The organism is Pseudosulfitobacter pseudonitzschiae, from assembly GCF_002222635.1.
Lineage (GTDB): Bacteria > Pseudomonadota > Alphaproteobacteria > Rhodobacterales > Rhodobacteraceae > Pseudosulfitobacter > Pseudosulfitobacter pseudonitzschiae_A.
This window is the reverse complement of sequence record NZ_CP022416.1, coordinates 391,987-414,364: the sequence shown is the minus strand read 5'-3', so window position 1 is coordinate 414,364 and position 22,378 is coordinate 391,987. Positions and strand designations below refer to the sequence as shown.

The window sequence follows — 22,378 nt, the reverse complement described above, 5'->3', positions numbered from 1 at the left end:
ATCAACAAACCGCATGGTCGGACGGGACGCTGCCTCAGCGATCGCCTCCGCACCGGCCATGTCATTTTTCTGACGCTTCACGAAAGGCTTCACATAGGCTGGCGGTATCAACCGAACCCGGTGCTCAAGATCGCCGATTGCCTAGCCCCAGTGATGGGCGCTTGCGCAAGCCTCCATGGCCACCACGCAAGGCTGCTGATCACTCAGGAACTTTAACAGCTGCGCCCGCGACAGCTTGCGCCGGAATACAACAGATCCGTCCGCCCCGGCGCCATGTAGCTGAAATATGTTCTTGGCCAAATCCAGGCCGATGTTGTTAACTTCGTTCATGGACGCTCTCCTCTTAGCAGTGTTTCAACACCCGCTACTTTAGCACATTTTGATGCCGCCGGGGGGCGTCCACCCCATCGGATACCTGCGCAGTCTGACACGAAAGGTCGCGGACGTCGCCTTCTCGCCAGGGCCGATGGTCATAGCCCTTCTCAGTCCCGACCGGTGTGCAGTTGACTGCTGTCAACACGGCGCGGTGCCGTGACTTCGGGGTCGGAGTTGACAGCTGTCAACAAGGGTGCGCCGGAGGTGTTGGGAAGCCGATACCTGTGAGGCTAACGCAAGTTGCCGTCGGGTCGCGGCCTAGGCCGATCCCAACCGTGCGCTCTCCGGGTCGCGGCGGGACCTTTGCCAGGATGGGCCCTGTTGCAAATTCGCTACTTTCTCGGATTTAGGATAAAAATTAATGAAATCAATATTTTAAATAATTTATGCGTGGGGGTATACCTTTCACTATACATCTTTTCCTTGCCATAAATCCCTTTGAGGGGTAGAGAGATCACTGTACAGTCTGTGGTCCGCGTCGGGAAACCGTTTGTCGACGTCTGGATTCCATCCTTCGTGTGGGTCGGCAGGCTGTGACAGAATGTGACAGAAACGGAATTTACAGGCTCAGCGAAGCCGGACTTAATTAAGAGGGAAGTTGAGATCATGGCCTTTAATATCGGATCGCTCACCGCGGCACAGCAAATCCAGCTCATCTACACGGCATATTTCGGTCGTGCGGCAGAGCCCAACGGGTTTGGCTTCTGGACCCCGCTGCTCGAAGAAAATCTGGATGGCGACGCAGATGGCGTGCCCGGGTTCAGCTTCACGGAAATTGCTGACCTTTTTTTCAACCAGCCGGAAACCCGCAAGGTTTACGACCTGGAGCCGGGTGTCACGAACACGGCAGATCTGCCGAACACGATTGATTTTCTTCAAGATGTTTACATCAATCTCTTCGGCCGCTTCCCTGATCCAGAAGGTGTGAACTTCTGGGGCAACGTTCTGGAATCGGGTACGTTCACGATTGGCGAAGTAATCGTCAAGATCGTCGAGGGCGCACAGGCTGCCGACGAGCAAGCGCTCCTGAACCGGATCGAAGCCGGCCTCGACTGGAAGGATGCCGCCGAGGCCTTCGGTGTTGACAATGTTGACCCGGTCAACCCCGATCCGAACTACGACGCTGCCGTCAACGCGCTCAACGGCGTGACCAGCGATCCGCAGACGCTGGTCGATGCCAAGACCGCCACGGACGAGTTCTTCAACGAAGTACCAACCGCGGCGAACGAAAGCGACAGCGTCCTCGAGGACAACGTGCTCAACGGCGACGTGAGCGACAAGACCGACGATGCCGATGGCGACACGCTGACTCACACGGTCGAGCCAGGCGACGGCCCCTCCAATGGTACCGTCACTATGAACCCGGATGGCACCTATACCTACACGCCGAATGCCAACTACAATGGCGCCGACAGTTTCACCTACACCGTCGATGACGGCAAGGGTGGCACCGATGCCGGCACTGTTTTCCTCACTGTGACCGCGGTCAATGACGATCCGCTTGCGCAGACCGGAATCGTCTCCACCACCAACGAAGACACCGCCGTGAACGGCTCGGTCTCATCGACCGATGTCGATGGCGGCGCACCCAGCTACAGCGTGTTCTCGGACCCGGCCAACGGCTCGGTCACCATGAACCCGGACGGCAGCTACACCTACACGCCGAACGCCAACTTCAACGGCACCGACACCTTCACCTACGCCGTCGATGACGGCAACGGTGGCACCGACACCGAAACCGTGACCGTGACCGTCAACCCGGTGAACGACGCTCCGGTCGCAGCCGGTACAACGCCGACCACTAACGAAGATACGGTGTTGAACGCTTCCGTTACGGCAACGGATGTAGACGGCGATGCCCTGACCTTCGCACTTGCAGCACAAGCCGGCAACGGCACCGTGGTGATGAACCCGGATGGGACCTACACCTACACTCCGAATGCGAACTTCAACGGCACCGACTCCTTCACCTACTCGGTCTCCGACGGTAACGGCGGCACCGACACGGCGACCGTGTCGATCACTGTGAACCCCGTGAACGACCTGCCGGTTCCGTCGGCGCAATCGGTCACCACTTTCGAAGACGTTGCGCTTCAGGGCGCTGTCTCCGCAACGGACGCAGACGGCGACGTTCTCACCTTCAGCGTTGAGGCGGGTGACGGTCCGTCCAACGGCACTTTGGTCATGCAGGCCAATGGGAGCTACATTTACACACCGAATGCCGATTATAACGGCGCCGACTCCTTTACCTACACGGTGACTGATGGCAATGGTGCGCCGCAGACGGCCACTGTGACCATCGACGTTACGCCGGTTGCCGACGTTCTGACGCCGAATACAGACACCCTGAATGGCGGTGCGAACGACGATACCTACCTCGGCGCCGACAGCCGTGACGGCATTGGTGGCCAGAATGAACTGAACGCCGGTGACTCGATTAATGGCGCTGGTGGCAACAACACGTTGGTATTCAACACTTCGGGTGCCATTTTGGGTGGGAACCGGAACTACTCTGCTTTCACTCTTATGAATGTGCAAAATTTCCAGCATACGAACGACTCCGACGAGACCACGATCTTCGATATGTCGAGCTCGAACGGTGTGCAGACCTACATCAACAAGAACAGCACGGATGATGTGGTTTGGAATTTTGCCAACCTGAACCCGGATATGGATGGCGATAGCCGTCCGGAAGTGAATCTGATTGTCGATAACCTGACGGGCGGGTCTGATACCTCGCTGGACATCCGCAACGGTGACTTCGGTGCCTTCCCGAATGCGGAAGTGAACCTGACCGTTCTGGACAGCGACACCAACCTCACCGATGCCGGAGACATCAACATTGACACCCAGGTCAACACGATCGACCTCGATACTGGTGCAGCCAACGGGTCGGTTGTTTCGATTGCTGATTTGAATTCGGGCAATACGTTCCTGAACATTGCGACCGAGAACGCACTGGTTATTGGCGATCCGGATGGCGACGTAGGTATCACGGGCGCGACTGGCAGCCGTGAAATCAGCGGTTTCGAGAATCCGCTTTCGAGCACGGTGACGCAGATCGATGCGTCTGCTTCGACGGCGCCCGTCTTGGCATCGGCACGGAATGCTGGTGGCAACGTGACCTTCCAGGGTGGCCAGGCTGGCGATATCTTCGAAGGCGGCGAGGGCACGAACGATACGCTCATCGGCAACGGTGGGGCTGATATTCTTGATGGCCACACCGGCAACGACAACCTGCAAGGCGGGTCCGGTAACGACACCCTCCTGGGCAACGCCGGGAACGACATCATCTCCGGTGGCGACAACAACGACGTCATCGATGGCGGTGATGGCAGCGACAACATCTCCGGTGATGATGGCAACGACACCATTCACACCGGTGCCGCAGCCGCATCTGGCAACTCATCGGTTGGTACTACGGGCACTGACGATGAAATCGTCGATGCTGGGTCTGGTAACGACAATGTCACAACTGTGGTTCAAGTTTTGGATGGTACCGATGAAAACGGTGGCGCTCTGAACCTTGTTGATCAGCTGCGCGGTGGCGACGACTTCGACAACCTGTTCTTGGTTGGCGGGTCGAGCGGCGACGTAAATGGCCTGAACTTCGTGCAGGAGTTTGAAAACATTGAGCTGGATGGTACCGGAACGCATACCTTTACCATTGGCAATAATTCCGTGTTCGAAAACGAACATGACGCTCGTGTTGGTGGCGGTGGTGCCGAGACGACTGTTGACGGTCGTTCCTCGGGTGGCTCCCTGAACCTGGACTTCTCGACGCTGGACGAGAAGATGAATGTTATCGACAGCAACAACAGCGATACGATCATCGGTTCGGCTGGCGATGATGACATTTTCTTTGCCGGCGGAGCCGATAATCTGATTGGCGGTGCTGGGAACGACGAGTTCATCGGCGACCCTGACAACATCAACCTCAACGACACGATTGACGGGGATGGCGGGAATGACGCCATCGTTGCCCGTGGACGCGGCACAGCAAATCTCGGGGCCAATATCGTTGGTATTCAGACGCTGAAAGCGGAAGATGCCGGTGTCGCCAATGGTGCGGACCTTACGGTCAATATTGGTGATGGCACTGCGCCGAACAATTTCACCAACGCCGACGGTACAAATACCTCGCACGATGGTGTTCTCAGCAACGGTGGTAATCCGCGTATCCATATCGATGGTTCCGACCTGGATCTTGGCGAAGAACTCTTCGTCAACTTCAACAACACCGTCGACGAGGATATCCAGGTTACTGGTGGTGCCAGCAATGACATCATCAACATGGGGACCTTCCTCGATGCAGGTGATCAGATCGAAGGTGGTGACAACCGTCCGGTCGATGTCACGGAGAACACGGCTGGCAATATCAGCAGCACTACTCAGCTCGGCGACATCCTGGTTGTGGATCTGAACGGTGGTACGCTGAATGACGCGGCCTTCGCCAATGTGAGTGGCATCGAGACCCTGCGGGTGATCGACACTGCAGGTGGTGGTACGCTCAACTTGGGTTCCAATGCCGCAGCAGCTGGTATCCAGGTTGTTGATGCCTCCGGTGTCGCACTCAATGGCACGACAATCAATGCTCAAACGTTTGGCAACGACCTCACGGTGATCGATTCGAATGCCAATATGAATATCAACACCGGTGGTGGGAACGACACGGTCCTGCTGGCCGGTGGCACGGACAACGTCAACACTGGCGGTGGTGCAGATGTCATCGAGGTGGAAGGCACCGATCTGGACTTCTCCGACACGATCAACGGTGGTTCTGGTTCGGACTCTGTGAAGCTGATGAACCAGACTGGTCCGGTCGCTGGTATCGTTGCCAACGTTGACCTCGACACGGTGACTTCCATCGAGAACTATATCATGGAAGGCAGTGGTGATCGTACGGTGGGTATTGATGCCGACACGCACACCATCAATTTCCAGGATGGTAATGTTGGCACGGTGACTCCGATCCTGATCAACAGCTCCAACGTGACTGATGCGAATGATACACTGAACGTGAATATCGCTGGTGGTGGGAACCCTGTCGATGCTGACTTCGCTTTCACTGTGATAGGTGGCGCTGGTGTCGACAACTTCACCAAGAACAACATCGGCCTCAACAACAACATCAACTGGGATGGTGGTGCCAACAACGACACCTTCTCTATCGCTGGTGGTGATATGGGGTCGTCGACGACCATCAACGGCAACACTGGCACGGACACGCTGAACCAGCTTTCAGGCACGTTCATTGATGACGACTTTACCAACGTCTCCAGCATGGAAGTCCTGACCGGTGTGAACCAGGTTGTGGCAACCCTCGGTGCAGAAGCCGATGAAGCTGGTATCGTGACCATCAACGGTGGTGCGGGTAACGACAACGTTGTGTTAGATGCAGCGTTCGACAACGACCTGGTTGTGAACCTGTTCACAGGTGGCAACGACACGATTAACGGTGGTGCATCGACGTCGACGCTGACTTTCAACGCGGACTTCGATGATTTCACCGCGGCGGACTCGCTGACTGGTGGCTCGGGCAACCAGGACACTGTGAATATCTTCACGTCCGGCAGCAGCCAAACCGCTGATCTTTCGAGCATGCGTGGCGTTGAGATCATCAATGTCGGCGAGGATTTCTCTGGTACCTACACTATAGAGCTTGGAACGGGCGGTGCTTCTCCGACGGCATTGACCATTAACGCTGACGGCAGAAATGGAACCGGCAACTGGGATGGCGAGAACCTCGTCGTGAATGGTGGCAACTATGGCGCCGCAATCACGTATAATGGTCAGGTCGGCAGCACCGGTGCCAAGGATATTCTGACGACTGGCATCAGTGCGGATAACATCTTCACCGGCGATGATAACGACAGTGTTGTTTCTAACGGCGGCAACGACACTGTCGACGGCGGCGCCGGCAACGACACCATCGACGGTGGTACCGGTGCTGACGTCATCACCGGTGGTGCAGACGACGACGTCCTCTTCGGAGGTGCGGGGAACTTCAATGACACCATCGACGGTGGTACGGGCAACGACACCATCACCGGTGGCGGCGGTCGTGACATCATCAATAGTGGCCCAGACGGTGCTTCTGGTGCGGATGACATCCGCTATGTCAATCGCTCCGACTCTCTGGGTGGGATGGAAGACATCGTGAACAACTTCGTGTCGGGTAGCCATGACATCGTGATCGAAGAATCCGTCCTTCAGGATGCAGGTGGTGTCACGATCTCGCTGGAGTTCGTTGGTAATGCCGCCGACTTCGGTTCGGCTCAAGGTCTTGTCTCGCTCCCCGGTAACATGGGTGACGGTGAAGCGGACGTGGTCTTCCAGCAGGATACCCGCGAGCTTTGGATCGATCTGGATGACAACGGCATCCTGAACGGCCAGGATCTGCAGATCCTTCTGCCGGATACGGTCAGCATGGCAAGTGGTGACTTCCAGCTGGTCGATACGGTTGTACCGGATGCACCGACTGGGTTTGTTTCCGTGACCGACGACACTGGTGCTTCCAATTCGGATTTCATCACGAGCGATGATGGCACCGATGGTACTGACCCTGTGGTGCGTGTGTCCTTTAGCAATGCAACCGATGGTACAGGTGCCCGTGTTGGAGATACCGTCAATCTGCAACTTCCGCCGGGATTGAACGGTGGAGCGACCATCAATGCGGTCCTCACAGCAGCCGATATCGCCAATGGGTATGTCGACATTTCCGTGCCGGTAACGGGCGGTGACGGGACTTACACCATGCAAGCGACGGTCACTGATGAGTTTGGCGCTGTCCAGCAAAGCGCTGCGATTTCGCAAGACTTGGTGATCGATACCACTGTTGCAGCACCGGTTATCGTCAGTGCGGCGGATGACACTGCTGGTCCGAACGGTACCACCGCGGATGGCCTCACCAACGATAACACGCAAACGTTGACCGGTACGGCCGAATCAGGTGCGTCTGTTGAAATCTTCGATAATATGGTGTCTCTTGGTACGGTCACTGCGGATGGCTCGGGGAACTGGTCCTTCACGACCGCTGCTCTTGCGGATGGGGCGCACAGCTTCACCGCAGTGCAGACCGATTTGGCGGGTAATGTCAGCGCGGCGTCTGCAGCCACTGTTGTGACAGTGGACACACAGGCCGCACTTTCCGTCACGGGTATCGGTGGTGAGATTGTAGATGACGATATTATCACTCTCGCAGAAGATCAGGCCGGCGGGTTGACCTTCTCAGTGACGGGGACCAATATCGAGGATGGCCAGAATGTAACCGTAGAGCTCTTCAATCCGAGCGGTGTTTCAATCGGTAGTTTCACGCCGCAGGCACTTGCCGGTGGAACGATTACTACACTTGGCAGTATCGCCAACATCTTTGGTCCTGATGGCACGTGGACAGCGGTGGCAACAGCAACCGATCAGGCTGGCAATACGGCGACTGACAGCTTTGATTTCGTTGTGGATCAAACTGGGCCGGCGTTCAGTGTCGATTTCGCAACCTGGGACTCGGAGAGCCAGCAACTTATCCTGAATGGTACGTTTGATGGAGCTGAGATCAATGCGAACTCGGGTACATTCGACCCCACTGCAATCACGGTGGATGGCAACAACTTGGTAGCAGCTACGTTCGTGTCAGCCAGCGATACGCAAATCGTGATCGATATCAGTGCTGAGCAAGGTGCTCTGGACAATGGCTGGGGCAACGGTGTCGGCGATCTCGTCGATATCTCTGCAGGCCTCTTCACGGATAGTGTTGGGAACGCAACCAGCGCAGATGCCGGAAACGCGACGCTGTTCGATGTCCGGACTATTGATGGAGATGCTACATCCGTTCTTCTGCTCGGTACGCTCGTTGGTCAAGGTCAGGACGATATCATCGAGTTTGATAATCTGACGGCGGTGAATGTGGCGACAGGTAACGGTGGGGCTGATACGTTTGCCTTGGACAACATCTACAACGGTGCAGATGTTTCGAGCACGATCGCGACGATCAACGATTTCGATGCATCAGAGGGTGACCTGATCCGGTTGGATGCGTCTGACGTCAACGATGAGATCACCGGTATCCCGTACTCGAACGGTGACGATGGCGCCGCTGTTGCCTTCAGCACCTTCTTGAGTGGTGTAGGGACAGCAGCAACGAACATCGAAGGGACGCTGATCTACGACGATGTAAACAAAATGCTGCGGATCGACTACAACGGTGACACGTCTTGGGATGGTGCGAACTTCACTGACACCGGCGACGAAGACGACATCATTGACCTTACGGGGATCAATGGCACGCTGACTGCTAGCGATATCTTCTTCGTAAGCTAAGATACAAGGAGTGGCGGTTGAAGCCGTCGCATCCTTCAAGACGGAAACGTCGGCCTCCCGGGGCCGGCGTTTCTCTTTGGAATGGTGAAGTGTTGAACGGTAATCCCCCCATTTTTAATGGGGCTCAGCCATAGAATTCACGCGGCTGTTTTCAGTTTCATGGCGGGTGTGATGCCGCCAATGCCCATGTTGGGTCGCTCGTTGTTGTAAGTCCAGAGCCATTCCGTTGCCTGGTCTTGCGCCTCCTCGATGGTTTCAAAGATAAATTGGCCCAACCATTCACCGCGAACTGTGCGATTGTAGCGCTCGATATAGGCGTTCTGCTGCGGCTTTCCGGGTTGGATGTATTCAAGCCGAATGTTGCGTTTTTCGGCCCATGCCATGAGAGAGTGTCCTGTCTTCTGTGTAACTGGGATCTGGTCCATGCTTCCTGAGAGGAGCAAAGACTATGACGATTTCCAAGGAACTGTTGGACGAACTTCTGAAGGGCTGCGAGCGGCCTGAAGATTTGCTTGGCGATGCCGGGCCCATGAAAGAGCTCAAGATCAAGCTGATGGAACGGATGCTGGGGGCTGAGCTGACGGCACATCTGGGCTATGAAGACGGGAAGGATGCCCCATCTGATCAGGCTAACCGTCGCAACGGGTCATCTGCCAGATCTCGGGAATCCTATGTCAGGTGAGGAACACTAGTTCATCTCTTGCGTGCAAGAACAGTTTGTGATGTGTATTGTAAATCTCCCGCCGCGCCATCTTCCATAATTTCCAGAATAGTTAGCCCGGCGTCTTGGATAGTTCCAAGAAATACGTGTTGTGGCAGAATGTGCATTTCCATTTCTTCAGACGGGTTTTCTAAATGATCTTTAGCGGAGTAACTGTACCCTGACCGATACGTCTGAGCTTGAACATAAAGATATCCATCCGGTTTAACCCGAGAACATAGGGCATCAAGAATTTTCAACATGACGGGAGGTGGGTTATGCTGGAGCACGATAATGCTATAGACTAGTTCAAATTCTGGCAATTTTCTGATATCGTCAATACATTCCGCTCTGAACAATTCAATGTTGCCGCAACCCTGTTGATCAATATTAGCTTTTGCTTCATGCAAATGCGCAGCGGAGATGTCAACGCCTAAAACGTACTTGGTTTTGCGTGCGAGGGGAATCGATAGTCGCCCAACTCCACATCCAAAATCCATCACCGACTCTACATTGGAAAGGGACGCGCCCACGCGGCTGAAGGCGGCATCAACCCGCGCAATGTCTCCTTCACCCATCTTAAAAAATTCGTCTTTATGGCTTTTCAGCCGATCCTTACGAAACTTCTCATCTGTAATTACGGACCAGTGAGCGTCTTCCTGTCCCAAGCGTGACCAAGTTTCCTCGACCAATTTCTGAAGGTGTTCAAATGTCTCTGGGTCAACATGCATATCAATAGTCATAGGTGGAGCGTTCATATGACGCATGATGATGCCGTATGCGTTGAGGTCATTATTACTTTTCGCTCGTTTAGCCGACAGCTTATCAAAAAATTTAACCATTTTTTCTCCGATTTTGGCAAACGTTTATTCCTGAAATTTATCCTAGTGTTTCGAGTCTGACACTTCCTACCTGTTCCCACGGATTTCATCCAGCGTGTTGATTTGCACCCAAAACTGAGCCGGGGGGGTGCGGACAAAACCTTGGACTGTTTTCACGGCATAAGGCCGAGGCTTTTACGGTATTCGATTGGGCTTCTGCCACCAAGGGACATCTTGATGCGTGTTTCGTTTTACCAGCGGATGTAGGCGTCAATCTCGTCAATAAACTGGGCCGCGGTGAAGGCCCGCCAATCATGAGGATAGAAAAACTCAGTCTTTAGGCGCCCGAAGAAGCCTTCACATGCGGCATTGTCTTGCGAGCTCGCCTTTCGCGACATCGACCGAACGAGCTTTGCCGCGTCTATACGTTCCAGCCAGCCAGGCCAGCGATAGTGGCCTCCGCGATCGCTGTGGACTACGGGCCGCGCTTCGCTGTCAGCGATGGTTTCTAGCGCTGCATCAAGCATGGTGTTCACGAGATCGGCGTCCGGTCTGGTCCCAATGGTCCAACTTATGACGAGGCCGTCGAAGCAATCAATGATCGGGGAAAGATAGACTTTTCCCGCTCGGATGTGGAACTCCGTGATGTCAGTTAGCCATTTCTCATTTGGCGCGGCCGCCTGGAATGTAACCGCCCCATTGCTACCGCGGTGATTTAGCTTTGATGCGTGCCACCAGATCGGTGTCATCCACGAAGTCGTCAAGGAACTCATGCCAGGTTTTGTTGGTGATACGAGCGGCGCGGATCATGTCCGTCAGCTCTTCTATCCCGTCATCGGTCAGTGCGGTGGCTGTTTCGTCGGGTCCGACGTAAACGCTGACGATGTTTCCATAGGTCAGGTTGTCGTCATTGTAGATGATCGCTTCAAGAAGTTCGGCATCCTCACCCAACATTCTGGCGACGTAATCGATAGTGCAAACATGGGTCCTCTCATAAGCCCCTTGCCCCTCGATCAACCATAGCTACTTCGCTGTGCATTGAACATGGCCGCATAAAGGCCCTCTTTGGCCATCAGTCCAACATGAGTACCCTCTTCAATCACCATGCCTTCATCCAGCACATAAATATGATCTGCGTGGGTCACAGTTGAAAGCCGGTGTGCAACCATAATTGTGGTTTTGCCTTGCGACAGAGTCCATATGGCCTCACGCACCTTTTCCTCCGTGCGCTGGTCAAGTGCTGAAGTTGCCTCATCTAGTAACAAAATTGGCGCTGAGCGCAGGAAAGCACGGGCAATAGCAATACGCTGTTTCTGGCCGCCAGAAAGCTGAGAGCCCTTCGGCCCCAACGGCGCATCACCTCGGTCGCGAACTAGCTGATCAATACCTACCAGCTCAGCTGCCCGCCAAATTTCTTCATCTGTGGCTTCAGGGCGCACGTATCGAATGTTTTCCCATATTGAGCTATTAAAGATGACGATGTCTTGGGCGACTACTGAAAACGACTGACGTAGCTTATCAACACGCAACCCTCTCACCGGTTCACCGCCTATAGTCACCACGCCATCGGTGACGTCATAAAGCCGCGCAATCAAGCTAAGGACAGATGTCTTTCCCGAACCTGTGGCTCCAACAATTGCCGTCACTTTTCCACCTTCAAAGATCATATCAACTCCTTTGAACAAAGGATGCTTTTCAGAGTATTGGAACGTTACATTATCGAGAATGATGTCCCCGGCGCGGTTGAATTCCTCTTTCGCATTTGGTGCATTAGTAATCGTAGGAAGTTCGCGATAAAGGGAGCGGAGACTTTCAAGGATGATCAAACTGGCCTGCATACTGACAAAGAATGCTGTTATGCGGCGGGCAGGGTCAAAAATAAGAGCCATGCCGATTAAGAATCCGATAATGCCCGCGCCATCCATTGCAAAATCCGCGCTTAGGGCCATGTAGCCACCTACCCCGATGATCAAAACATAGATGATTGCTGCAATAACATCGACAGCGGGACTCATCAGCGCCTGTAGAGCCTGCAGACGGATGGTCAGGTCTTTGATTTCGCTCGTGGCTTTGTTGAGGCGCGCACGCTCAACCGGCTCTTGGTTTGCTATTTTCACTGTACGCATGCCATTGGTCATCTCTTCGATGCCAGACATGTAATTACCCATAGCATTTTCGGCGTTCGCTTGAGTGCCCTTTATCCCATGTGAAATTTGCCGCACCATGATTGTAATTGTAGGCATCACCACGATGACTATTAAGAACAAAAGTGGACTCTTCCAAATGAGATACCCTGAAACGGCAATCACCGTCACCGTATCGCGCACAGCGTTCACAGTGGTTTGGCCGATAAACCCCGACAGATCTTGTGCCTGGTTCACCAGTCTCAAAATGATGTCACCCGATTTGGTCCGCTCAAAGAAGGCCAAATCCAGCGACATCATGTGATCGATCAAGTCTCGACGCATGTTGAACACAGCATCGCTGGCCAACCAAACAGAAATGCGGGGCACACAATAAGACATGACTGCGCGGATCAGGAAAATTCCCATGACCATGGCACAGACGCCTATCAACCCAGACACATCGCCATTCTCAAAAATCACCCTCAACCCGCTTTCGGTAAGTGAGATGAACTGTTGATAGGCCAAGCCCTGTATAAGGATCATCACCATTACCAAACCCAACCAAGGCGTGCGCTGTTTGAGGTAAGTGGAGTAGAACCAAGAGATGTTATCCTTGTCCTGATCATTGAAAAGCGGGGCACGTTTTCTGGGCTTGGCCTTTCCTGCTCTGTTTGTGTGTAATCCTTCTTCTACAGCGTCAGTTCGATTTTCTTCGGTCATGAGCTTGCCTGCACCGCGGCGGGGCTTTGGGATACTGCAGTAACGATATCTGCCGCAACGTCTTTCCAAGTGCGCAGCGAAGCATGGCTACGAACAATCTTATCTTTCAGTGCCGCATGTGCCTCCGGATTAGAGTGTAGCGTGTCGATAAGCGAGGCAAGGGCACCCGGATCATTGGGATCGAAGTATTTTGCCAGGTCACCACCCACCTCTCGCAAGGCCGCGATGTCTGACGACAGCCCGGGCGTACCCAACCAAAGCGCTTCGCCTAGCGGCAGGCCAAAGCCCTCCATGTGACTGGGAATTATTAGCGCCAGCGCCTTCTTGTAGAGCGCGCGCAATTCAGCCTGGTTTGGGTTCTGGGCGAACTGTATTTTGCCTTTGATCGGGGAAAATTCAACCCTATCCACATAGCTCACAGTTCTTTTCCTGTGCGCACCAGCCAAAAGAAACAGCGGCACTGGACGGCCTGTATTGTGTAGATACAGCATAGCTTGCAAGATACACTCAAGGTTCTTGCGGCCCGTCATCACACCAACTCCTAGGAAATAGGGAGTGACGGGAAGATCAATGCATACAGGTTCATCTGTCTCTCGCAGTTCGTGCGGCAAGAGTACCGGAATCACGGGCGGAAGCGCGGGCAAGCTGCCGGAAGCAGAAAAGCGTTCGACTTCAGTCTTGGTGAAAACCGAGTTCGTTAGTAGCATTCTCAGAATGCTGGATAACAATCTGATTGTCGTGGGCAAAATTACGCGCAAACATACTTTGGCGCGGATGAGAAAACTCATGTAGCGGGATCATATCGTGCAACAGTGGGTAGAACCGCATACGTATGCCCAGACGATCCATCGCCATCAGATAATCAGCCATCATCTTAGGCCTCCCCAGCGATACGACCACTTGGCCCGACAAGTCGATCTCGCGGAGGCTGCCTTCGGGCACCGCGCGACGCCAGCGCCTCAAACCTATGCGTCGGACAACTGCGCTCACTATTGGATAAAGCGCATCGCGCAACCTGTGCGGTTCAGGGAAACTATAGCGCAGGCGCAAAGGTTTTGCCTCGGCCGGTAGGTTGGGATCACAAACACCTGTAACGGATGCCGCTCCTATGCGTGGCTCAACCTCAAAGAAGCGATCATGCGCTGGTGAGAACACGACAAAGCGCACGTCCGCCGATGAACGGGATAGTTCATACCCTACCTCCATCACAGTTCGCGCAATGCCATAATATTTGAACTTGATTCCTGAAGACAGGAACTGTTCTGAAAGATCGTAATATATAGGTCCCATAGCTCCTCTTAACATCGCACTTGGGGTTGAGGAACATCAAATTGTCCGGCAAACAGCGCGACTAGAGCGAGGTTTTGCCAAAGCTGGACTGCGCGTAAAAAACCAACGAGGTCGCTGGGTATGTACTATTTCGACATGACCGATATCCTGCTCTACGTGGAAAAAGAAACCACCGTGTCGGGTATTCAACGAGTATCCTTTGAGGTCATCCGTCGGATGGTCGAGCGGTTGGGTGCTGAGAACGTGCGGTTGAGTTACTGGGACCGACTGCACCGTGAGTATACCGCCATTGATTCAGGCTTTATGGCCGATATGGATGAGTTTTCCCCTGACATTTTCGGGGCTGTGTTCTTCGGAAAAAAGGCGCGCGCCCAGAATGATGCCGCACCTACATTAATGCGCTATCGCAACCGCCCCTTGAAATACTGGTTCTATTCAAAGGTTCGCACCTATCACGCGGTACGAGGACATGAGCGCTATTTTGCAAAGATGGGCTCCAGTATTGCCGAGTGGACTGCCTTCAAAACCCGCAAAGCTCCCGCTCGCATAGACGTGGTCGCCGATATCAGGCGAGAAAAAGTAAGTGAGGGCGTCAGACCCGGCGATCAACTGATCATCTTGGGGGCAATCTGGAATATCGATGGGCTAGAGCCCGCACTACAACGGCTGAAAGACAATAAGGGGATCAAGATTTACCAACTAGTGCATGATCTCATTCCAATCATCGCCGCGGAGCATATTGCAGCAGATTTCTCGGGTGAATTTTACCATTGGCTGCTATCTTCGCTGGGGTATTGTGATGGTTTCATCGCAAACTCCCAAAACACCGCCCGTGATTTGCAGCGCTTCATGGATGAGGTTGGTGAGCAACGCCCCATTGATGTGGTGCCGCTAGCCCAAAAATTTGACGTGGTACACTCTAACCAAGTTAAAGATCCGACAAAGCCCTTCAAATCGCGTCTCAACAGTTTACAGGGCGTTGACCACTCCGTGTTGAACCTGACCAAGACCCCCTTTGTGCTGGTTGTAGGAACGATGGAATCACGCAAAAATATTTGGCGACTGGCACAAGCTTGGCAACGACTAACTCTCACGCCAAGCTTGGATGTCCCCAAGCTCGTCTTTGCTGGAAAGCCAGGCTGGTACAATGATGATTTCGAAGCCCTGATGAAGGCCACGGGCAATTTGGGGGGCTGGGTCCAATTTGCCAAGAGACCGAGTGATACCGAGTTAGGCTTTCTCTACGAGAACTGCCTATTTACCGCGACAGTCAGCGTGTACGAAGGTTGGGGGCTGCCTATCGGTGAAAGTTTATCATTTGGCAAAACAGCTGTTGTGGCAGATAATTCGTCAATGCCCGAGGTGGGCGGAGACTTGGTGGAATACTGTGATGCCCATTCTATCAGCAGTATCTATGACGCCTGTCACAAGCTTATAGCCAATCCTGACCATCGCCGCGCGCTTGAGAGAAAAATTGCAGGAGCGTCACTGCGCACATGGGATGATGTCACGAATGATTTTCTGGAAGCCATGGTTCAAGAGTAAGCACAGTTTCTGCGGAGAGAAACATCTGTGATGATGAGTGGGTCTTATTTCACAGTGCTGGAAGCAATCAGACATCTTCCCGATGCTTCTTCAAGATACCGATGGTCTGTTCATCCGTGAACTTGGATCGCCTGTCTCCTCGGAGAGGACAAAACTAGCCCAAAATAGCGGGCGATTCAGGAAGCCGGTCAGTCGACCTCCGCTCCCACCGACCATCCATAGTCCATTGCCTATGCGCTTGCGCGACAGTTCAAGCGCATGCGCAAGGCCTTGAGAACATTGAAGGGATACACTGGCCGTGTGATGTGTGATCTGCGCCGTCAACTCGGTCTGATACCGGTCGGCGCGTTGCGCGAAACTGTCCTCGACACCTTGGTCCTGGTCTCGCGTCTGCTGCACCAGCCCCAAAGGGCAGCGGTGAAATCTATGCCCTGCATGAACCTGATGTCGGCTTCATCTCCAAGGGCAAGGCCCAGATCCGGCACGAATTTGGCACCAAAGTCAGTATTGCCACGACGATCAAGGAAGGCTTCGTGGTGGGCCTGCGTGCGCTGCCCGGCAACCCTTATGACGGGCACACGCTGTCAGAAAAGACTTGTGCCTCACATTGTACAAGGGCAATCTGTTGCAGATGACATTCTGCGGGGGTTACATTGGCGTTATGCGAAGAGGTTTCAATAAGAAATTTCTTGCTGTTTTAGCAGCATTCTACGTGGTTTCTGGCTGCACAGGTGAAACTGAATTTTACACGAAAGACTACTCAAACGTTTTGTCTCAAGAGATACAACACAACGGTCGGGTATGGCGTATTTTTGACAAACCGCAGGAAGGCCGCTTAATGATAACCCCAAGTGTTCGTGCTGCCGCTGGGGCTGGTGTCGCTACGGGACTTACACTTGGCTTGATACCATCTCCAAACGGCAAGGCTTCGACCTTCAGACCTGCAGTTGACGCTTACCTGTCACAGAAATCAGGGAACTGCGGCGTCACCTTTGCCAGGATTTTGATCAAACCTTACTATGAGTTTTCATACAACTGTTAGAATGCCCCTGATATAAGCTTGCCGTGCGCCTTGCAGTTACCCACAAATACCAGTCGGAGGCCTTGCGGCTGAGCATTGCCAGCCATGTCACCCGCCACGTCACCACACAGCGGAGCGCGATGCAGTTGGCTAGGCGATCGGCCGTGGCCAAACGTAGCTCCTCGATCCGGCAGCCGGACTTCAACGTCCGGAAGAAAGTCTCAATTTTCCAGCGCAGGGCGTACCATTCGAGATGGAGTGGTTGCCGCCCTCCCCAGACGGCATCGCAATGTGCCAAAGTCGTGGTGCTCAACGCCACGCAAAAAGGAGGACGGCAAGATGAAGGATATGATGATCGGAGTCGATCTGGCAAAGAGTGTTTTCCAGATACACGGCGCCCTGCGGACGGGGGAGATCCAGTTTCGCAAAAAGCTCACGCGACAGCAGTTCCCCGCGTTCATGGCCCAGCAGGAGCCCTGCTTGGTCATCTTTGAGGTTTGCGGCAGCGCGCACCACTGACGCATGAACAAGGGCTCTAAAGCGTCCTGCCTTTAACCTGCGACATATCCGGCAGCCGTGAAGTAATTCCAGCACTCGTCGGGAGAGTAGAGGTCGCAGATCTCGGCGATTGCGTTGAACATGTCGGTGAATGTTCGCGCTCCGATCCGGCGCAGGTGTGCTTTGAGCTTTGAGAACGCCATTTCGATGGGGTTGAGGTCGGGACTGTAGGGCGGCAAGAACAGGAACCAGCACCCTGCCTTGCGCAATGCTTTTTCCGCTTCGGCATTCTTGTGCGTGGCGAGATTGTCCAGAATGACGACGGTTCCGGGTGAGAGTTCCGGCACCAGCACCTTTTCAACGTAAGCGGCGAAGGCCGCGCCATCCATGGCCCCTTTGATCACCCAGGGGGCGATCATCGCGTCGGCACTCAGTCCGGCTATGAAGGTCTGGGTGCCCCATGAGCCGAAGGGGGTGTCCATAATCAGGCGGTTGCCGCAAGGGGCCCATCCCCGCTGCCGCGTCAGGTTCGTCTTCACGGATGTTTCGTCAATAAAGACAACGCGTTCCGGGTGCTTCGATACGGCTGGGAGGCGCTGCTTGAACCAGTCTTCGCGCTGTCGCCTTACCTTGGCACGGCGGCGTTCGGTGGCGACCAGCGATTTTTTTTATACGTATAGCCCAGCTTGCGAAGGAACTTACCGATGGCGTTGGGGTGCGCCTGAACACTCGTTGCGTCAAACAGGGCTGCACTCAGCTCGGGCATCGTGATGTCTCCATCTTGCTCGATGATTTCAGCAAAGAAGCTCCGATGCGGGTCCAGCTTGCCCCGGCCTTTTGGTCGGCCCTGCGGAGCTGCCTCTGCCCGGCCGGTCCGCCGGATCGCAAGCGCCCACCGCGCTCCCGTGGCGGGCGAGAGTTTCAAGCGCAATGCCGCCGCGCGACCGCTTAACCCTTCCTCAATGTATCGCTGAAACCGCGCCCGAAGCGCGTCTGGCAAAGGTGCTGACATGATCCATCCTCCCAAACAGGATGAATCACAAAATCATGCGTGTGGGAATCCCCGCGATTCAGGTTTTGGGCGGGTCGCTTTAGGCGCGTGAGGTTGCCGCAACGCAACCACGACGACGACATCAGCGATCTGTTACCCTTCAACTTCAAAAAATCAGCGCCAACTGAATAAAAAAGAGCCAAAACGCCCCAAAAACCTCAACTATGCAGAGAAGTTCGCGCTTACGAACATTGAGCGCATGAAACTGACCATCTGGTTCTACGGCCCGTCGTCTGGCTCGTAGCGGGTGATGACATAGCGCATCCAGTCATAGGACATATTGCCCCCTGCTTCCGACACCACACTCAAGAGGTTTGAGGTCATCAGCAGGGACTGGCATATGCTCATCACGTCGAGCATTTGTGGATGCACCGTAACCAGCACCGTGGTCGCCGCCGAGAGCGCCGACATAGTCAGGAAGCCGAGCTGCGGCGGGCAGTCGACCACCACCACGTCGTAATCGCCTCGATCTCGGCCAGCGCATCGCCCACGCGGGTGAAGAACAGCGTGCCGTCCCGCTCGGCCAGCATGCGCGGGATCTTATGCTCGAACTCCATGACGTCGAGATTGCCCGGTACAATGTCGAGATTGGTGAAATAGCTACGCCGGATCACCCGGCTGAGCGGCACCGGATCCTCGTAACGGATCGCATCATAGAGCGTGCCGCAGTCGAACAGGTCGAATTCCGGCTGGAACCCGTGCAGCGCCGAGAAGCTGACCTGCGGGTCGAGATCGATGCCCAACACCCGGTAGCCGTCGAGCGCCATCTTCTGCGCCAAGTGCGCGGCGGCGGTAGTTTTGCCAACCCCGCCCTTGAAATTGATCACCGTGATGACCTGCAGGTGATCGCCCTCGCGCCGCCCCGGCAGGTAGGTGCCCAGACTCTTGGCGCCGGCCTCAAGGAGCTCGCGCAGGCTTTGGATGTCAGCGGTGGTGTAATAGTGTCGCCCCCTGACGCGGATCTCTGGGGAGGGGCCCTTGCCAGCGAGATGCAACTTACGCAGGTAGGCATCCTTGACATCGAGGAGCCGCGCAACTGGTGAATTTCCGCATCTCCTTGCGGGAATCGGGCGGGAAGAGCTGTGCCCGGTGGGCCTGCAGCCGCTCCGAGAGCTTGAGTGCGTGCTCACCGACAAGAAGGTCGATCCGCGTGCTGATCATCATCCCTCACCCAAGGGCGCACTGTCGTTAGTTACGGTTTTCCGCGCCACAACACCTTATGAGCGTAATATTATGCTGGGGCAAGCACGGGCCGGCAAGTGATTCTGCAGGATATTGTGGGTCTCATGCGGAAATATACTATAGAAGCCGTCTGGCTTCCCCACCTCTGTGTCGGAACAGAGGTGGAACATCCTCCGTATGGCCGGAATTCGGGGCAAACGCCGCCCCGTGCGCCGAAGCCGAATCGGTTCGTCCACAAGACGGGCCATCCGGCAAGGGGCGCTCTGCGAAATCAACAAAAACCCGTCACTCCCGGTTATACTTATGCTCTGCGAAGGTATACAATCGGGCTGCCACGCGAGGTTTGCCTCGAGAAAGCAAGTGATGTATAATGATATACTGAACGTCTGTGGCGCCACGAGGCTCATTGACCTGAACCTCTCAAGACTGCTGCCCACGAGGATACTGAAATGTTGGCCGGACTTCACAAGACCTCACCCGAAGAGACCAAGGAGCAAAGGGTCACGCTTGGCCTGTGGCTTCGTTCGCTGCGCGAGGAACAGGGGCTGTCGCAGCGCGATCTGGCCGATATCCTGTCGCTCGACTACTACACGTTCATCTCCCAGCTGGAGAACGGCCGCGGCAAGATCCCCGCGCACCGCTATGTCGAATGGGCCCATGCGCTGGATCAGAACCCGCAGGATTTCGTCCGCATGCTGCTCAAGCATTACGAGCCGATGACATACCGGGTTCTATTCGAAGACGAAGCGTCGTAAGCTGGGGAGAGCCGGTCCGCGTACGAGAGAGCAAGAGCACCATCACCCATGGCCAACATCCTGAAATTCCCCGAGACCAGTGGAGGAGTGAAACGCCTGGCGTTTCTTCAGGACGGTGATGACATCCTGCATTTCGACGACCAGACCCTCGCCAACGATCACACCTTCCCGCTGCCCAAGGCGAAGAGCTACCGCGACTTGGGCAAACTGCGCGCCAAGGACTGGTCCAACCAGGAGCTGGCCAACCTCTTCCGCGTCAAGCGGCTTCTGGATGCGGCGGGCGTCCCGAACGAGATCGACCGCGGCATCACCGACGAGGGCGATCCTTGGTTTCTCTTCTGCGACGGCAATGGCGAGGTGTACATTCACCTGTGCCGCCTCGACGGTGTCTATCTCCTCGACAGCCCCAACATAAGCCAACCGCTGCGTGGGCGCGATTTCAACGCGCTGATTGAGGAATTCACTAGGCGCAGGGCCCCCGCAGAGGGCGACGCACCGGACACGCAACGCGTCGTCCGGCTGGGGCGCAACGGCAAGGTGTTCCTGCATCCCTCCACGATACTGGCGGCGCTTATCTGGACCCTGTTCCTGGCCGCCGAAGAGCTCGTCCTGATCCTGCCGGAGGAGAGCGCCGGCAGCCCCGTTCCCGACCTCCCCGGCGACCTGGTGCCCGGCTCCGGCCCCTGGGATACGGAGTTCGATCCGCTGCAGCTAACCCTGCAGGACCAAGGCATGCAGGACGACGCCGTCAGGCAAGACGGCGTCCTGATCCGGGACGCGCATGACACGGAGGCGTTCACCGAGGAGAAGCTCGGGCAAAACACCTATGCGATCGGGTTGAGCGCCATTGCCATATCGCTCGGCTTCATGTCGGAGACGCAGGTCCCGGACGTGGATGCGATGACCCCGGAAAGCATCCTCGCCATGATCGCCGGCCAGGAGAGCGCGGCCGGGGACGGCATGGATGACCTCGGGTTTGCCCAGACCGGTATGCAGGATTTCCTCGCGGCGCTGACGCGGTTTTTCGACGAGGTCTCGCTCGCGGGCAGGGATGGGAAGGAGGCCACGACCTCGGATATCGAGGTGCATCAGGACGCCAATGTCCAGGGCCATGTTTCGGCATTCGTCGAGGGTCTCGCGACCCAGGTCAGTGCCTTCCTCGAGGCGCAAGAACAGCTACGCGACACCGGGAAACCAACCGTCGAGACGGCCCGGGCCACGGCCACACCGGAGGTGGAGGCCGTGCAGGACGCGCTGGCCGAGACGGCCATCACCTATGCCCAGGACACCGATCAGATGGCCCAGATGCTCTCCAGGTTCGGCCTGGAGAACGTCTCGGAGAATCTCGAAACCAACGCGCGCGAATACACCTTCGACAACAACGCCGTGGTCGCGACCTTCGACGTGAGTGCCAGCGAGCTGGAGAAGGCAAGGGACCTGATTACCGGCCCGCCGGAAACGGGAAAGCCGGCGCAGGATGTCATCGACGTGGACTTCGGGGGCGCGTCCGGTCAGAAGAACCAGTTCCAGTTATATGACGACGAGGCGTTCGCCTTCATCTCCTTCCTCATGTCGAAGGATAACGATCTGGAAATGATCGTGGTCGGCAACGAGCTGATCCTGCTCGATCCCGAGATATTCAACGTCGCCGTGGAAGACACGTTCACTGCCTCCTGGACGCTGGACAACGGCGAGATCATCTCCACGATCGGCCTGCGCAGCGATTACGAGGCGTACGATCTGGTCGTCTAGCGCGTGTCTTCTCCATCTTCTGACGTCAGACAGCCGTTACAGTAAGGTCAGCCTTCGTAAACCCGCCTGACTTCGCGGGCGACATCCACCCACTTGCAAAGCTGTCTGTAATGTCCGCGGATAGCCGGTATGCGAGGCTGCCCGCGGTGGAGCCTGCCGAGACGACCCTGACGACATCGCGAGGGGGCGCGGCCGGATTGCCTGCGCAGCCTGTCCCAGACGGTCG

12 protein-coding genes and 7 pseudogenes are annotated in these 22,378 nt (G+C 55.4%); 8 read left to right on the top strand and 11 right to left on the bottom strand.

Annotated features, from left to right (window positions below; translation table 11 throughout):
* Positions 1 to 3: 3 nt before the first annotated feature.
* Positions 4 to 330: pseudogene (locus SULPSESMR1_RS25585) on the bottom strand (IS110 family transposase); the annotation flags it as partial.
* A 651-nt stretch (positions 331 to 981) separates the two neighbouring features.
* Here SULPSESMR1_RS25585 and SULPSESMR1_RS19540 point away from each other — a divergent pair.
* Positions 982 to 8,691 carry a tandem-95 repeat protein gene (locus tag SULPSESMR1_RS19540; RefSeq protein WP_089422729.1) on the top strand — a complete coding sequence of 2,570 codons (7,710 nt, stop codon included), beginning with the start codon at positions 982 to 984 and terminating at the stop codon, positions 8,689 to 8,691.
* A 137-nt stretch (positions 8,692 to 8,828) separates the two neighbouring features.
* Here the strand turns inward: SULPSESMR1_RS19540 and SULPSESMR1_RS19535 are convergent.
* Positions 8,829 to 9,077 (bottom strand): annotated as a pseudogene (locus SULPSESMR1_RS19535) (integrase core domain-containing protein); the annotation flags it as partial.
* A 62-nt stretch (positions 9,078 to 9,139) separates the two neighbouring features.
* Here SULPSESMR1_RS19535 and SULPSESMR1_RS19530 point away from each other — a divergent pair.
* Positions 9,140 to 9,349 (top strand): annotated as a pseudogene (locus tag SULPSESMR1_RS19530) (transposase); the annotation flags it as partial.
* A gap of 35 nt (positions 9,350 to 9,384) precedes the next feature.
* Here SULPSESMR1_RS19530 and SULPSESMR1_RS19525 read toward each other — a convergent pair.
* From SULPSESMR1_RS19525 to SULPSESMR1_RS25575, 6 genes and pseudogenes are all read right to left on the bottom strand, one after another.
* Positions 9,385 to 10,233, bottom strand: coding sequence for a class I SAM-dependent methyltransferase (locus SULPSESMR1_RS19525; protein ID WP_089422728.1), 849 nt, complete (start codon positions 10,231 to 10,233; stop codon positions 9,385 to 9,387).
* Between the two features lie 152 nt (positions 10,234 to 10,385).
* Positions 10,386 to 10,898, bottom strand: a pseudogene (locus SULPSESMR1_RS19520) (IS3 family transposase); the annotation flags it as partial.
* Between the two features lie 16 nt (positions 10,899 to 10,914).
* Entirely contained in the window at positions 10,915 to 11,166 is a 252-nt protein-coding gene (locus SULPSESMR1_RS19515; RefSeq protein WP_089422727.1) for a hypothetical protein, read from the bottom strand.
* A gap of 59 nt (positions 11,167 to 11,225) precedes the next feature.
* Positions 11,226 to 13,058 (bottom strand): ABC transporter ATP-binding protein, encoded by a 1,833-nt coding sequence (locus SULPSESMR1_RS19510; protein ID WP_089422726.1) that lies wholly within the window; start codon positions 13,056 to 13,058, stop codon positions 11,226 to 11,228.
* Positions 13,055 to 13,765, bottom strand: coding sequence for a glycosyltransferase (locus tag SULPSESMR1_RS25580; protein WP_250161480.1), 711 nt, complete (start codon positions 13,763 to 13,765; stop codon positions 13,055 to 13,057). The genes SULPSESMR1_RS19510 and SULPSESMR1_RS25580 overlap by 4 nt, the downstream gene beginning before the upstream one ends.
* The gene (locus SULPSESMR1_RS25575; protein ID WP_250161479.1) at positions 13,731 to 14,348 is read right to left on the bottom strand and encodes a hypothetical protein; all 618 of its coding nucleotides are present in this window, start codon (positions 14,346 to 14,348) and stop codon (positions 13,731 to 13,733) included. Before SULPSESMR1_RS25575 ends, SULPSESMR1_RS25580 begins: the two co-directional genes overlap by 35 nt.
* Before the next feature lie 120 nt (positions 14,349 to 14,468).
* Between SULPSESMR1_RS25575 and SULPSESMR1_RS19500 the strand changes: the two genes are divergently transcribed.
* The 3 genes and pseudogenes from SULPSESMR1_RS19500 to SULPSESMR1_RS25050 all read left to right on the top strand — a co-directional run bounded on the left by SULPSESMR1_RS19500 (position 14,469) and on the right by SULPSESMR1_RS25050 (position 16,935).
* A complete protein-coding gene (locus SULPSESMR1_RS19500) occupies positions 14,469 to 15,893 on the top strand; it encodes a glycosyltransferase family 4 protein (protein ID WP_089422725.1) in 1,425 nt (474 codons plus the stop codon).
* Between the two features lie 231 nt (positions 15,894 to 16,124).
* A pseudogene (locus SULPSESMR1_RS19495) lies at positions 16,125 to 16,483 on the top strand (IS5/IS1182 family transposase); the annotation flags it as partial.
* Positions 16,484 to 16,518: 35 nt separating this feature from the next.
* A complete protein-coding gene (locus SULPSESMR1_RS25050) occupies positions 16,519 to 16,935 on the top strand; it encodes a hypothetical protein (protein WP_157729059.1) in 417 nt (138 codons plus the stop codon).
* Here SULPSESMR1_RS25050 and SULPSESMR1_RS25570 read toward each other — a convergent pair.
* On the bottom strand, positions 16,901 to 17,233 hold the full coding sequence (locus SULPSESMR1_RS25570; RefSeq protein ID WP_240311339.1) for a transposase: 333 nt from the start codon (positions 17,231 to 17,233) through the stop codon (positions 16,901 to 16,903). The genes SULPSESMR1_RS25050 and SULPSESMR1_RS25570 overlap by 35 nt on opposite strands.
* A gap of 20 nt (positions 17,234 to 17,253) precedes the next feature.
* On the opposite strand from SULPSESMR1_RS25570, the pseudogene SULPSESMR1_RS19485 reads away from it, so the two are divergent.
* Positions 17,254 to 17,430 (top strand): annotated as a pseudogene (locus SULPSESMR1_RS19485) (IS110 family transposase); the annotation flags it as partial.
* A gap of 35 nt (positions 17,431 to 17,465) precedes the next feature.
* Here the strand turns inward: SULPSESMR1_RS19485 and SULPSESMR1_RS19480 are convergent.
* A protein-coding gene (locus SULPSESMR1_RS19480) for an IS630 family transposase (protein WP_089422512.1) occupies positions 17,466 to 18,424 on the bottom strand; the annotation gives its coding sequence in 2 pieces (ribosomal slippage) (positions 17,466 to 18,080 and positions 18,083 to 18,424; 957 coding nt in all).
* A 261-nt stretch (positions 18,425 to 18,685) separates the two neighbouring features.
* Positions 18,686 to 19,627 (bottom strand): annotated as a pseudogene (gene repA, locus SULPSESMR1_RS19475) (plasmid partitioning protein RepA); the annotation flags it as partial.
* A 467-nt stretch (positions 19,628 to 20,094) separates the two neighbouring features.
* Here repA and SULPSESMR1_RS19470 point away from each other — a divergent pair.
* Positions 20,095 to 20,400, top strand: coding sequence for a helix-turn-helix domain-containing protein (locus SULPSESMR1_RS19470; RefSeq protein ID WP_089422722.1), 306 nt, complete (start codon positions 20,095 to 20,097; stop codon positions 20,398 to 20,400).
* Positions 20,401 to 20,448: 48 nt separating this feature from the next.
* Positions 20,449 to 22,152, top strand: a complete 1,704-nt coding sequence (locus SULPSESMR1_RS19465; protein ID WP_089422721.1) for a hypothetical protein — start codon at positions 20,449 to 20,451, stop codon at positions 22,150 to 22,152.
* Positions 22,153 to 22,378 lie beyond the last annotated feature (226 nt).